Source organism: Methylobacter sp. Wu1 (assembly GCF_036553575.1).
Taxonomy (GTDB): Bacteria; Pseudomonadota; Gammaproteobacteria; order Methylococcales; family Methylomonadaceae; genus Methylobacter.
Map to the genome: position 1 here is coordinate 68297 of NZ_JAZHOC010000050.1, position 13567 is coordinate 81863.

The window sequence follows — 13567 nt, forward strand, 5'->3', positions numbered from 1 at the left end:
GTTAAGCAATGAAAACACAACCAGGCACACACCAGATTTTATTCTACGCAAAAGACGGCGAAATCATGCACACGATAGAGTGCCGTCAGCTTACGGAAACAGGCAATGCTATTTCGGCTTATCTGCGCGAAGCTAAAGTTAAGCCGAGTAGATATAAGATTGTGGATACTATTATGAATACGTGGGGAGAGCCATGACCGACAGAAACGAAAACGAATGCTACGCTGATGGCAAAAAGTACATTGCTGTTGATAATGACAGTAATGAAGGTCCGTGTGCTGGATGTGCAGGCAGAGGCAATGAATTATGCGCGAAACTGTATCTATGCACATCGGCTGTTAGGCGTGATCAGCAAAATAAAATATGGATTGAGGTTGAATAATGACAGGATTCACAAAACACACAGGATCACAACGCCATGTTCACTCAGAGATTAACCCAGCAACAGTAAGAAAGCCGCTCACGGCATCAAGGAGCAGGAATAATGCAAACACTAACAATTGAAGAAGCGGCTGAGTTTCTGCACATGAGCAAAGAAGGGCTTAGGCGATTAGCCGCAGAAAATAAAGTACCAGGACGCAAAGCCGGTGCTCGATGGGTATTTGTAAAAGAACACCTTGCCGACTGGATTTCTGGGCGACATAATTCTCATACTGAACCAATTAAAACTATAAGAGTTATTGACGGAGGTATGAAAAAATGTCGATCTACAAGCGCGGGGAAACGTGGTATATCCAGTTCACAGACTCAGCAGGACAGAGAATACAGCGATCTTCTGGGACTTCAGACAGGAAAGCAGCGCAAGAACTCCACGACAAGCTAAAGGCCGAAGCGTGGGCCGCAAATAAACTAAAGCGGAAACCTAAGCGCACATGGCAGGATGCCGTAGTGCGATTTCTAAAAGAGTCAGCACATAAAAAGAGCATAGAGACCGATAAGGTTAGATTACGCTGGTTGCATCAATATCTGCACGATAAAACGCTAGATCAGATTGATAAGGCGTTAATCAATCGTATCACGGAAGATAAACAGCAGACCTCAAGCAATTGCACAGTAAACCGTAACCTTGCCCTGCTCCGAACGATATTAAATAGAGCATGGAAAGATTGGGAATGGATAGATAGCGTTCCCGGGTTCAGGATGCTACCAGAACAGTCTACTCGAGTTCGCTGGCTAACTCATGCAGAAGCAGAAAGGCTGATTAGAGAATGCCCTGATCACCTGAAAGCCATGATTAAGTTTACATTGGCAACAGGACTTAGAGAAAGCAATGTGACCGGCTTGCAATGGTCGCAGATTGATATGCGCAGAAAATGCGCTTGGGTTCATGCCGATGAAGCGAAAGGGAAAAAATCTATTCCAGTGCCTTTGAATGACGAGGCTTTACTTGTTGTAAGGCAGCAGATGGGAAAGAACAGTGAATTTGTATTCACATTCGAAGGCAAGCCGATTAAAAAAGCCGGTTCTCATGCCTGGAAGAAAGCGTTAGCTAGAGCTGGCATAGATAATTTTAGATGGCATGATTTAAGACACTGCTGGGCATCGTGGCACATTCAAAACGGTACGCCGCTACATGTGCTGAAAGAGTTAGGTGGATGGTCTGATATGAGTATGGTATTTAGGTATAGCCACCTGTCAGCAGATCATCTTGCTGATTATGCCGGGAATACGAAGTTGAACAGTAATAATAAATTAAAGATTGTGAGGAATGAATGATGAAAGAGATGGCAAAACATTTTATTAGGCCAAGCGACTTCCAAAATATCTATGGTATTAGCCGTGGAACTGTATTTAATTGGATGAAGAATGGAACGCTACCAGCTCCTAAAAGATTATCAGCTAGAGTGATTGGATGGGATCGGGCTACGCTCGATGCTATTTTTTCAACATTAACAAACTGTAAATGAATTTATATAGGTGAAATATGAGTGATAAAACATTAACAATGTTGACACAAGAAGATAGTAAACGTGTCGCAGATGCGTTGATTGATAAAATTAATGAATCTGACTTCGATATTGCTGAATCAGTGAAACACGCAATCAATAGTGTGATTATGCCTACAAAAAACCGTTGGCACGAAGATTGGTTCCCATCTATTTTGGCGGAAATGTGCGGAGAAATTTCTCGTGGCATAGTTGCTGCTGCATACTCAGCAGCAGAAAACAAGAGAAAATAATTTTCCAGTGATTGTGCCAAATTTACTACACAATAACTGAATGACTGCATTGGATTGTTGTAAGTTATTGATTCAATTGGCTGGCTCTCAGGGATTCGAACCCCGGCAGCTGGAATCAGAATCCAGAGTCCTACCGCTAGACGAAGAGCCAGTAATTAATGATGGAGCAACATTTATTGTTTTATATATTCTACTACTATTAAAGAATGAAGTGTTAGTACAAAGTAATTATTTTAAATGAACCGGAACATCGGCGGCGCCTTAACTTTTAAAATAGAAAGCCGACTATTTTGCCGGCTTTCTATCAGTCAAAAGACTGTCCAAATTACATATTATCCAGAATCGCCTTTTTGACGGCATCCAGATTGGCTTCAATCGTAACAGGATGGGCTGCTGCGCATTGTTTAATCGCGCTGTCCGGATCTTTCAGGCCATTACCGGTTAGCGTACAGACGACTTTGCTGCCTTCGGGTATTTTGCCGGTTTTGATGTCATGCAAAGCGCCCGCTAACGAGGTAGCCGATGCCGGCTCGCAGAATACGCCTTCATATTGAGACAGCATTTTCTGAGCTGCCAGAATCTCCTCATCCGAGAACTTGTCGAACCAACCGCTGGACTCTTTTTGCGCCGTCCAGGCCAAATCCCAGGATTGAGGATGGCCGATACGGATAGCCGTAGCAAGTGTTTCCGGTTCATCAACCATTTTGCCGAGCACAAACGGAGCCGCTCCGGCCGCTTGATAACCACACATGATCGGGCGCGTATTGGTGACGGCTTGATGCGTCGCTGTGTCTGTTGAATATTCCTTATAGCCTTTCCAATATGCACTGATATTGCCGGCGTTTCCGACGGGCAGACAGTGATAATCCGGAGCGCGGCCGAGTTCATCAACGATTTCAAACGCTGCTGTTTTTTGGCCTTCCAGCCTGAACGGATTGATCGAGTTCACGATAGTAACGGGGGCGTGATCGGCCACTTCTTTAACCAGCGCCATACCTCTGTCAAAATTGCCGTTGATCTGGATGATTTCAGCGCCATACATCAGCGTTTGGGCCAGTTTGCCCAAGGCAATTTTGCCTTCGGGTATCAATACGAATGCTTTGATGCCTGCGCGGACGGCATAAGCTGCCGCAGCTGCTGACGTGTTGCCGGTTGATGCACAGATGATGGCCTTACTGCCCTCTTCCACGGCTTTAGTCACAGCCATCGTCATGCCGCGGTCCTTGAACGAACCGGTAGGATTCAGGCCTTCGTACTTGACGTAAATGTCAACATCTTTGCCGATCAGGCGGGGAATGTTTTGCAGTTGAATGAGCGGCGTATTGCCTTCGCCCAGACTGATCAGACGAGTAGTTTCACTGACTGGCAGACGGTCTCTGTAATGTTCGATGAGACCGGTATAACGTTTATGAATAGACATGTTTTTTTATTTATCCCAAAGTTTCTAGGCGGATTCGATTGACCTTGCCGTTGACCATCGGTAAAGCTTCAATTTCAGCAATGGCCGCGTTCATTTCTTTTTCCAGCGTGATCTGAGTCAGCATAATAATTGGCATGAACCCTTTGTCATCCAGTGCTTCTTTCTGGATAATGGCTTCAATGCTGATCTGGTGGTTGGCAAGAATTCTCGTTACGTCAGCGAGAACGCCGGGTTTGTCCTCAGCATGCAGGCGCAGATAATAAGCGGTTTTAAATTCTTCTGACGGCAACACCGGTATATCTGCCAACGAATCGGCCTGGAAGGCCAGATGCGGCACCCGGTTTTCAGGATCGCCGGTTAATGCCCGCACGACATCAACCACATCAGCAACGACAGCAGATGCAGTCGGTTCAGCACCGGCGCCGGCACCATAGTATAAAGTGGGACCTACCGCATCACCTTTAACCAGCACGGCATTCATGACACCGTCGACATTGGCGATCAGGCGGCGTGCCGGTATCAGTGTCGGATGAACTCTTAATTCGATCCCTTCAGGCGTCTTGCGGGCAATACCTAAATGCTTGATGCGATAACCCAATGCTTCAGCATACTCAACATCTTCACGCGTGATTTTAGTAATGCCCTCGGTAAAAACCTTATCAAATTGCAGCGGTATGCCGAACGCGATAGAGGCCAAAATCGTCAACTTATGGCCTGCATCGATGCCTTCCACATCAAAAGTCGGATCGGCCTCTGCATAACCTAGCGCTTGTGCTTCGGCCAAAACGTCGGAAAAATCACGACCTTTATCGCGCATTTCAGTCAGAATGAAATTGCCGGTGCCGTTGATAATACCGGCCAGCCACTGGATTTGATTGCCGCTCAATCCTTCACGGATGGCCTTGATAATCGGAATGCCGCCGGCGACTGCAGCTTCAAACGCCACCATGACGCCTTTTTCGCTGGCTCTGGCGAAAATCTCATTGCCGTGCAAGGCTATCAGTGCTTTGTTGGCTGTGACAACATGCTTGCCGTTGGCGATGGCCGTCAAAACCATTTCCTTGACCGGGCCACAACCGCCAATCAGCTCCAGGACAATGTCGATTTCCGGATCATTGATGATTTCATAAGGGTCCGTTGTTAAAACTATACCTTGCGTATCGCAAATGCGTTCGCGGTTCAAATCCCTCGCCGATGCGCGAGTAATGACGATTTCACGACCCGCTCTGCGTGCGATTTCAGCCGCATTGCGTTTCAAAACATTGACAGTACCGCCTCCGACAGTACCTAATCCTAAAACCCCCACTTTTACCGGTTTCAAATCAAACTCCTGCACAAAGCCTTGTTTACTAAATTTAATGTCATATAACGTTGTCTTTCTTCAGCATATTGCGAATACCGCGCACTGCCTGACGGGTTCTATGCTCGTTCTCAATCAGTCCGAACCGAACATGATCATCGCCATGCTGGCCAAAACCAATGCCGGGAGAAACAGCCACTTTGGCCTCAGCCAGCAGCTTTTTCGAGAATTCCAACGACCCCATTTCCTTGTAGGGTTCCGGAATAGGCGCCCAGACAAACATGGTCGCTTTGGGTTTGGTAACAGGCCAACCTGCTGCGTTCAAGCCATCACACAATACATCGCGGCGCTTTCTGTACATTTCGGCAATTTCAGTCAGGCAATCCTGCGGACCTTCCAGCGCGGCGATCGCTGCGATCTGAATGGGCGTGAAAGTGCCGTAATCCAGATAGGATTTGATACGAGCCAGAGCGGCTACGAGTTGCTTGTTGCCGCACATAAAGCCGACACGCCAGCCTGGCATATTGTAACTTTTCGACAGCGAGAAAAATTCGACCGCTATATCTTTTGCGCCAGGAATCTGAAGAATGGATGGCGCCTTATAACCGTCGAACACGATGTCGGCATAGGCAATATCATGGACTACCCAGATCTTGTGCTCTTTGGCCAAAGCAATAATCTTTTCAAAGAAATCCAGTTCCACGCACTGGCTGGTCGGATTGCCGGGAAAATTCAGGATCAGCATTTTCGGCTTAGGCCAGGAATCGATGATGGCTTTCTGCAGTTCCTCAAAGAAATCAACGCCTGGCACCAAGGGTATGTGCCGAAGATCGGCTCCGGCAATAACAACGCCGTAAGGATGAATCGGATAAGCGGGGCTTGGCACCAGCACGATATCACCAGGTCCCAAAGTCGCCAGGGCCAAATGCGCGAGGCCTTCCTTCGAGCCTATCGTGACAATAGCCTCGCTTTCAGGGTCCAAATCAACGTCAAAACGGTTTTTATACCAATTACAAATAGCTCTTCTGAGCCTGGGGATGCCTTTGGAAACGGAATAACGGTGCGTATCCCCTCTTTGCGTTGCTTCAATCAGCTTTTTGACAATATGATCGGGGGTAGGCTGATCCGGGTTGCCCATGCCAAAATCGATAATATCCTCTCCGGCTGCACGGGCTTTGGCTTTTAGTTCATTAACAATGTTAAAGACATAGGGAGGTAAGCGACTTATTCTATGAAATTGTTCCATTAACAGCCCTTGAGAATTCAAGTATATAAGTGAAAGGTTAAAAAAACAGTCTAAAGTACTGTTGTTACTGAGCCATGTCAACTATTTGACAATGCAACAGGCTTGATTGAAACACGAACTGAAAAGTTTAACGGTATGCGGACAATATCTGCTCCACGCGTATTAAATCTTCCGGCGTGTCGACACCGGCAGCCGGCGTTTGAGCTACAACTTTTACCTGAACAGGTTCGCCGTGCCACAGGATTCTAAGTTGTTCCAGAGATTCCACTGACTCGAGTGACGAGGCTTCCCATTGGCAGTAACGGTTCAAAAAATCAACCGTATAGGCATACATGCCGATGTGTCGGAGATAAGGTATTTTCCCGGAAGGCGTGCCGCCGGCATGCGTAAAATGCCCTCTTTCCCATGGAATGGGAGCACGGCTGAAATAAAGCGCCAGACCGGCTTTATTCACTACAACCTTGACGGCGTTCGGATTAAAAATCTCTTCATTATCAATAATTTCAGCAGCAAGCGTGGCTATGCCCGCTTGCTGCTGGCCCGCTAACGCCGAGGCGACATCGCGAATATAAGCCGGAGGAATCAACGGCTCATCGCCCTGGAGATTAACGATGATCTCATCATGACGCCATCCGCGCAGTCTGGCGACTTCCGCAATGCGCTCCGTGCCGCTTTGATGGTCCGGATTTGTCATGATGGCTTTAATGCCCAGATCGTTTACCGTCTGCAAGATTCTCTCGTCATCGGTTGCGACGATAATTTCTTCGGCATCAGCTTCCTGCGCGCGGTCACAGACATGCGCAATCATGGGTTTGCCGGCAATCTTCAATAACGGTTTACCAGGCAACCTCGTGGAGGCATATCGTGCAGGGATAACGACTTTGAAACGTAAACTCATTGATGTAAAGCGTCAACTTCATCAAGGGTTAATTCGCGCGCTTCATCCTCAAGCATGACTGGAATGTCATCGCGAATAGGAAAAGCCAGACGATCAGCTTTACAGATTAATTCCTGTTTGGCTTTATCGTAAATCAGCGGGCTTTTGCATAAAGGACAGGCCAGAATATCGAGTAGTTTTTTATCCATTGTTCTTTGCTTTTAATAAATTTAATAATTGTTCGGAAAAACCTTGTTCCAGAACAGCTTTTACCGGCACATACCAATGCTGCGAGCCTGCAAAAGCGGTGCATTTTACAGCATCTTTTTCGGTCATTAATACCGGTTTATCATCATTGAACGCAATATCATGCCGCTCAAACCTGTAATGATCCGGAAAGCTGCGCGTTGCGCATGAGATGCCGGCAGTGGCCAATAGATTGAAGAAGCGCTCTGGATTGCCAATGCCCGCTATCGCATGGCATTCAACAGCACTGAAATCTTTTAATGATTTTTGCTGGCCCGTGACTAGATTGATCGCACGATCTCCGATCAGTTGCATGGAATATTCTTCATCTTCCTTTTCTGCGCCGTTAACAATCCTGAAATCGACGCTTTGCAGCCTGTCTATCGGTTCCCTCAGGGGTCCGGCAGGCAGGCAATAGCCGTTGCCAAACCGCCTTTCCCCATCAATAACGGCAATTTCGATATCTCTAGCCAGCGCATAATGCTGAAGACCATCGTCCGATACGATGACATTACAGTCCGTCTGCGCCAGCAACAGATTGGCGGCATCGGCACGGACAGGGCCTACCGCTACAGGGCAATCCGTCTGCCTGACCAATAACAGGGCTTCATCACCGACCAGCTCGGCATTACTGTTCTCATCAACTCTCTGAGGCCATGATTCAGCCAGCCCACCATAGCCTCGGCTAATGATGCCGGGCTTATAGCCGGCTTCTTTAAGCAATGAAGCCAATTCTATTACGAACGGCGTCTTGCCGGTGCCGCCTACCGTAATATTGCCTACCACGATGACAGGAACGGACACGGTTTGTTTTTTCAATACGCCCAGGCGATACAATAATTTGCGGAACCTGACCAGATCGCAGAACAGAAAGCCCAATGGGCAAAGCCATACACCGATAAACTGATCTTTATACCAGATATCCTGCGCCCATCGAGCCAGTGTTTTTTTCATTTTTCTGTCTTCGATTCTTCCGTCGCAAACGAGATATGCGTAAAGCCCGCTTGGCCGGCGCTGTCCAGCGCCGCAATAACGGCCTGATGAGGTGTCTTGCCGTCAGCATTGATAATAAAAGGCAGTTGTGAGGAATGCGCGGCGATTTTCTGCAATTCCTGTCTTAACGTATCTTTGTTCTGATTGACCAACTCGTGCGGCAGCCCATCTTCACCTTCCAGATAATAAACGCCGTCCGCATCGATGATTAAGGTAACCATCTTTTCATGCGCTTCGGCTTCAGCGCCATTGGCTTCAGGCAGCTTTACATTGACTTCTGTTTGTCGGTTGAAAGTGGTGGATACCACAAAGAACAGCAGCAATACAAAAAGCACGTCGATCATCGATACCAACATGATATCGACTTTTTCTCTTTTTTTATGGCGAAAGTTCATAAGGCTTCTTCGCGGTCTCCGTGCAGGATTTCCATCAGTTTTATTGCTTCGGCTTCCATGTTTACAATGTATTCATCGACCAGTCTTTCAAAATGGCGGTGAAAAATCAAACTGGGAATAGCCACTGTCAATCCCGCTGCCGTAGTGATTAACGCAACGGAAATCCCCCCTGCCAAAACAGACGGATCTCCTCCGGCACCGCGCTGCATAAGCGCTGAAAAGATTTCAATCATGCCGAACACTGTTCCCAGCAATCCCAGTAAAGGGCTGACGGCAGCGATAGTGCCCAAAGTATTAAGAAAGCGCTCCAGATTATGAACAACCTGTCGGCCAGCTTCTTCAATACATTCCTTCATGACTTCACGTCCATGCTCGCTATTAGCCAGGCCTGCCGCCAAAATATATCCTAAAGGCGAACTGGTCTTTAAACGATGGAGTGCCGCTTTATCCAGCTTTCCTTCACGAAATAAGTTCCATACCTGAGGAACGAGCTCCGAAGGTACGATTTTCTTCCTTTGCAAAGACCATAAACGTTCAGCAATGATACCCATTGCCCCAATTGAGCATAAAATGATTGGCAGCATCATCCAGCCGCCGCTTTTAATTACTTCAAACACGTTATTTCCTAAAATCAGTATTGTTAACTAAAAACCACATGCGTAAGTATAGGTCACACACTGTACAAGTGCTATTTTAACCTAAAGTGCCTGGTGTTGAGTATTTTCAAAGCCAATCCACAGATAAGCGATTACAAAGGCCAATCCGCACGCGACGGCGGCTAATGAATAAACGAACGCCGGGCCCATGGACTCCCAGTAATAACCGCTGTAGAGGCTGCCCAGCATGCCGCCTACCCCATAACTCAGGCTGCTGTATAAAGCCTGGCCTTTACCCTGATGCTGCTGGCCAAAATAAAGATAAACCAAATGAATAGCTGCAGCATGGGCTGCGCCGAAGGTAGCGGCATGCAGCAACTGGGCAAGAATCAGCAACCATAACTGATCTGCATACCAGGCGATCATCAGCCACCTGCCGGCGGCCAGCACGATGCTGAGCAGCAGAATATGCCGCAATGAATAACGCTTTAATAGGCGTCTCATGTAAATAAACAGCACGATCTCCGCACAGACGCCTAAAGCCCAGAGCGCTCCCGTTATCGTTGTCGAATAATGATATTGCTTAAGATAAATGGAATAAAAAACATAATAAGGTCCATGAGCCATTTGCAGCAGCAGATAAACGACTAAAAAAGCTAACACTTCCAGTCTTTTCAGGATTTGCATAAGGCCGACTGGCTCAGCCTCATGACCTAAAGCATGAGCATCCGGCGTCGCTAAGGCAACAACCCAGATTAAAGCCAGCAAGATGATAATGACGGCCGGGAGCATCGATATGGGCTGTCTATCCAGCAACCAGCCAATACCTAACACAGCGACAATAAACCCGACTGAGCCCCATAGCCTGATCTGGCTATAACGATGAGGCTCGCTTTTTAAATGAAACAACGTTACCGCCTCAAACTGCGGCAAAGCGGCGTTCCAGAAAAAGCTGAACCCGATGGTGATCCAGGCAAATCCGATATAACTGCGATCGATTAAAAAGCCGGCAAAGAGCAAGGCGGCGAAAAATGAGGCAATGCGGATGATGCGCAGACTCTTGCCGGTATGATCGGCAATCCATCCCCACAGATTAGGTGCAATGATTTTGGTGCCAACCAACAAGGCAGACAGTTCGCCGATCTGATCGGCATTGAAGCCGCTGTCTTTCAGATAGAGGCTCCAGTAAGGCAAAAAGCCGCCCAGCGTCGCAAAATAAAAAAAGTAGAATCCTGACAGACGCCAGTAAGGAATAGACATAAAGGTCTTTATTCAGGCACCACAAGACAGGGTGTCATGTCTTGTGGTGTTTGTGCTGGTCATCGATGACTGCTTATCTTAAAACCGGCAATCCGGAATGGACATCGGCATTTTGCGCCCGATGCCGTAAAAAATGATCCATCAGCACGATTGCCACCATCGCTTCGGCGATCGGCGTCGCGCGAATGCCTACACACGGATCATGACGGCCTTCCGTAACCACTTCGACGGCTTCGCCTTGACGATTGATGCTCCTGCCGGGCAGACGAAGGCTGGACGTCGGCTTTAACGCGATGCTGGCGACGATGGCCTGACCGCTTGAAATGCCGCCCAGAATGCCGCCGGCATGATTGCTCAAGAATCCATCCGGCGTGATTTCATCCCGAAATTGCGTGCCTTTGCTGTCGATGCAGGCAAAGCCATCGCCGATGTCCACGCCTTTTACGGCATTGATGCTCATCAACGCATGCGCCAGATCGGCGTCGAGGCGGTCGAAAACAGGTTCGCCCAGGCCGGGCGGGACATTGATTGCCGTTACATTGACTCTGGCGCCTATCGATTCGCCTTCCTTGCGCAAAGCATCCATATAAGCCGCCATTTCCTCGATTTTGTCGGCATCCGGACAGAAAAAGGGATTGCTGTCGATAATATCCCAATCGATTTTCTCTATTCTTATCGGACCCAGTTGCGACAGATAACCTCTTATCTCGATGCCGGCCTGCTCTTTAAGGTATTTTTTGGCGATGCTCCCGGCCGCCACGCGCATGGCCGTTTCGCGGGCTGATGAACGCCCTCCGCCTCGATAATCCCTGATGCCGTATTTATGCTGGTAGGTATAGTCGGCATGTCCTGGCCTGAAACTATCGGCGATTTTTGAATAATCCTTGGAGCGCTGATCGGTGTTTTCAATCAGCAGGCCGATAGGCGTGCCTGTGGTTTTGCCTTCGAACACGCCGGACAGAATCCTGACTTCATCGGCTTCGCGGCGCTGCGTCGTATGCCTGGAGGTGCCGGGCTTTCTGCGATCCAGATCCTGTTGCAGATCGGCCTCAGCCAGTGATAATCCCGGCGGGCAGCCGTCAACGATGCAACCCAAAGCAGGGCCGTGACTTTCACCGAACGTGGTGACGGTAAATAATTTTCCTATAGTGTTTCCAGACATTATGCTAAAGCCGCTAAGAATAGTTCGTGATATTGGTTAACCTGTTCGGCCGTCAGCAAGAATACGCCGTCGCCTCCTCGCTCGAAATCCAGCCAGTAAAACGGCACATCGGGAAACGTATATTGCAACGTTTCCGCGCTGCTGCCGACTTCCACGATCAAAATGCCCTGCTCCGCCAAATAGCGGCCAGCTTCAACCAGAATGCGCAGCACGATATCCAGCCCCGATTCGCCGCCTTTAAAGCCCATATCGGGTTCGGCGCGAAACTCGGCAGGCAACTGTTCCCATTCGGCATGACTGACATAAGGCGGATTGCTGACGATGATGTCATAGCGCTGATCGGGCAATTCATTGAACAGATCCGACTGATACAGCGTCACCGTATCATCGAGCCGGTGTTTTGCCACATTCATTTCAGCAACGGCCAGCGCGTCGGCAGACAAATCGACCGCGTCGACATAGGCTTCGGGAAATGCATAAGCGCAGGCAATAGCAATACAGGCACTACCGGTGCACAAATCCAGGATGCGTTCGACCTGACTTTCTTCTACCCAAGGATCGAACCGCTGCTCGATCAATTCGGCAATTGGCGACCTCGGCACGAGAACCCTTTCATCGACATAAAAAGGCAGGCCCGCAAAAATGGCCTCATGAGTCAAATAGGCGGCTGGTTTTCTTTCGATGATGCGTCTATCGATGATATCAATGACGTCCTGGCGCTCTTTCAGCGTCAAAACAGTTTCCAGATAAGCCTCAGGCAGATTATAGGGCTGATAAATAGTATGCAGGACCAGCGCCGCAGCTTCGTCTAGTGCTGTCGCCGTGCCATGGCCAAAAACGATTCCGGCCTCGGTAAACCGGCTGGCGCCCCAGCGAATGTAATCGCGAATCGTGGAGAGTATGGTTAAAACATCAGATGGAGTTGTTTTCATTGATCAATAAATAGTCAATCTCGTTGAATAAGCATCGGCCTATTTTGGCCCATAGCGAATAATCAAACCGTTTCCGGCCTAAAACCCCCGCCTTGAACAGTTCAAAGATATCGGCGGGCACATGACCGCCGATTTTGAAAATGATCGTCTTAAAAACTTGCAGCCTTGGCTCTTGCCGCTCTGGCGCCTGCGAAATCCTGCTGCATCACTTTGGCGTTTCCGATCAATAGCCAGCTTTGTCTTTTCAAACGCGCGTTTCCGGATGCCAGCAGCGCTGATTTTTTTGCCAGGTCTTCCGCTAATCGCGGTTTGGACTGTTTGAGCCTTAACTCCGCAAGCTTATAAAACAAGGCTGCATTGCGGGGTTCTATTCTGATGGCACGTTCTATAGCGGCCACTGCCGAATCAAGGTTGCCGGACTGGCTGTTTTGGTCCGCCGCGGAAACCAGAGCGCCTACCGCCGGCGACGATGATACAAACGCAACCGGTTCCAATGGCTGCATCATTTCTGTGGGTTCCGGCAAAGGCGCCGCAGGCGCCTGGACAGAAGGTACTGCAGAACTCGGAATAGCGCCCGCCCCTGGGACTGTTTCCATAGGTGTTGTTTCTATGGGCTCCATAGGCGTTGTCGTTATCGGGCCAGAGTCCTTAAGCGGTTGGGTCTCAACCGTCGGAGCGACTGGACGTTTAGCCTGTTTGGCTTTTTTGGGGGGCTTCGGCTTGGGCGCAGGTTTAGCATAGATGTTCGGTTGGACACGAGGTTGTCCGCCATATACCGGTGCTGGAGGCTGAGAGCCATAAAACTCGGCGCAGCCTGTAACCAGGATAGGCAGTGAACAAACTAAAACAAGTCGTTTAATTGGCATTGACATTTATTTATAAAAACAGCTCTTTGTAATTTGATTAGTTTTGCCGACGAATTTCTTCATCTACGGGCTTATCTTGATAAGAAGGCATCGAA

The 13567-nt window shown here is 48.6% G+C and carries 17 protein-coding genes and 1 tRNA gene; 5 read left to right on the plus strand and 13 right to left on the minus strand.

Annotated elements, in window-relative coordinates; translation table 11 throughout:
- The first annotated feature begins 8 nt into the window (after positions 1–8).
- The 5 genes from V2P20_RS09260 (at position 9) to V2P20_RS09280 (ending at position 2179) form a co-directional block, all read left to right on the plus strand.
- Positions 9–197, plus strand: coding sequence for a hypothetical protein (locus V2P20_RS09260; protein ID WP_331817921.1), 189 nt, complete (start codon positions 9–11; stop codon positions 195–197).
- A gap of 287 nt (positions 198–484) precedes the next feature.
- Positions 485–823: a helix-turn-helix domain-containing protein gene (locus V2P20_RS09265; protein WP_331817922.1), complete on the plus strand. Its 339-nt coding sequence runs from the start codon at positions 485–487 to the stop codon at positions 821–823.
- A 65-nt stretch (positions 824–888) separates the two neighbouring features.
- A complete protein-coding gene (locus V2P20_RS09270) occupies positions 889–1716 on the plus strand; it encodes a site-specific integrase (protein ID WP_331817923.1) in 828 nt (275 codons plus the stop codon).
- The gene (locus V2P20_RS09275; RefSeq protein WP_331817924.1) at positions 1713–1907 is read left to right on the plus strand and encodes an AlpA family phage regulatory protein; all 195 of its coding nucleotides are present in this window, start codon (positions 1713–1715) and stop codon (positions 1905–1907) included. Before V2P20_RS09270 ends, V2P20_RS09275 begins: the two co-directional genes overlap by 4 nt.
- Before the next feature lie 17 nt (positions 1908–1924).
- The gene (locus V2P20_RS09280) at positions 1925–2179 is read left to right on the plus strand and encodes a hypothetical protein (protein ID WP_331817925.1); all 255 of its coding nucleotides are present in this window, start codon (positions 1925–1927) and stop codon (positions 2177–2179) included.
- Between the two features lie 77 nt (positions 2180–2256).
- On the opposite strand, the gene V2P20_RS09285 is transcribed toward V2P20_RS09280, so the two are convergent.
- The 13 genes from V2P20_RS09285 to V2P20_RS09345 all read right to left on the minus strand — a co-directional run bounded on the left by V2P20_RS09285 (position 2257) and on the right by V2P20_RS09345 (position 13202).
- Positions 2257–2330: transfer RNA gene (locus tag V2P20_RS09285), tRNA-Gln, on the minus strand.
- Positions 2331–2504: 174 nt separating this feature from the next.
- Positions 2505–3599, minus strand: coding sequence for a threonine synthase (gene thrC / locus V2P20_RS09290; protein WP_331817926.1), 1095 nt, complete (start codon positions 3597–3599; stop codon positions 2505–2507).
- 10 nt (positions 3600–3609) lie between these two features.
- Complete coding sequence (locus V2P20_RS09295; RefSeq protein ID WP_331817927.1) at positions 3610–4920, minus strand: homoserine dehydrogenase; 1311 nt, start codon at positions 4918–4920, stop codon at positions 3610–3612.
- A gap of 40 nt (positions 4921–4960) precedes the next feature.
- On the minus strand, positions 4961–6145 hold the full coding sequence (gene alaC, locus V2P20_RS09300; protein WP_331817928.1) for an alanine transaminase: 1185 nt from the start codon (positions 6143–6145) through the stop codon (positions 4961–4963).
- A gap of 127 nt (positions 6146–6272) precedes the next feature.
- Positions 6273–7043 carry a 3-deoxy-manno-octulosonate cytidylyltransferase gene (gene kdsB / locus V2P20_RS09305; RefSeq protein WP_331817929.1) on the minus strand — a complete coding sequence of 257 codons (771 nt, stop codon included), beginning with the start codon at positions 7041–7043 and terminating at the stop codon, positions 6273–6275.
- The gene (locus tag V2P20_RS09310) at positions 7040–7231 is read right to left on the minus strand and encodes a Trm112 family protein (RefSeq protein ID WP_331817930.1); all 192 of its coding nucleotides are present in this window, start codon (positions 7229–7231) and stop codon (positions 7040–7042) included. Before V2P20_RS09310 ends, kdsB begins: the two co-directional genes overlap by 4 nt.
- The gene (gene lpxK / locus V2P20_RS09315) at positions 7224–8222 is read right to left on the minus strand and encodes a tetraacyldisaccharide 4'-kinase (RefSeq protein ID WP_331817931.1); all 999 of its coding nucleotides are present in this window, start codon (positions 8220–8222) and stop codon (positions 7224–7226) included. The genes V2P20_RS09310 and lpxK overlap by 8 nt, the downstream gene beginning before the upstream one ends.
- A complete protein-coding gene (locus V2P20_RS09320) occupies positions 8219–8656 on the minus strand; it encodes a biopolymer transporter ExbD (RefSeq protein WP_331817932.1) in 438 nt (145 codons plus the stop codon). Before V2P20_RS09320 ends, lpxK begins: the two co-directional genes overlap by 4 nt.
- Positions 8653–9273, minus strand: a complete 621-nt coding sequence (locus V2P20_RS09325; RefSeq protein WP_331817933.1) for a MotA/TolQ/ExbB proton channel family protein — start codon at positions 9271–9273, stop codon at positions 8653–8655. Before V2P20_RS09325 ends, V2P20_RS09320 begins: the two co-directional genes overlap by 4 nt.
- An 81-nt stretch (positions 9274–9354) precedes the next feature.
- Positions 9355–10512, minus strand: a complete 1158-nt coding sequence (locus V2P20_RS09330) for an MFS transporter (RefSeq protein WP_331817934.1) — start codon at positions 10510–10512, stop codon at positions 9355–9357.
- Positions 10513–10585: 73 nt separating this feature from the next.
- The gene (gene aroC / locus V2P20_RS09335) at positions 10586–11674 is read right to left on the minus strand and encodes a chorismate synthase (protein ID WP_331817935.1); all 1089 of its coding nucleotides are present in this window, start codon (positions 11672–11674) and stop codon (positions 10586–10588) included.
- Entirely contained in the window at positions 11674–12606 is a 933-nt protein-coding gene (prmB, locus tag V2P20_RS09340) for a 50S ribosomal protein L3 N(5)-glutamine methyltransferase (RefSeq protein WP_331817936.1), read from the minus strand. The genes aroC and prmB overlap by 1 nt, the downstream gene beginning before the upstream one ends.
- A 149-nt stretch (positions 12607–12755) precedes the next feature.
- On the minus strand, positions 12756–13202 hold the full coding sequence (locus V2P20_RS09345) for a hypothetical protein (RefSeq protein WP_331817937.1): 447 nt from the start codon (positions 13200–13202) through the stop codon (positions 12756–12758).
- Positions 13203–13567: the final 365 nt, after the last annotated feature.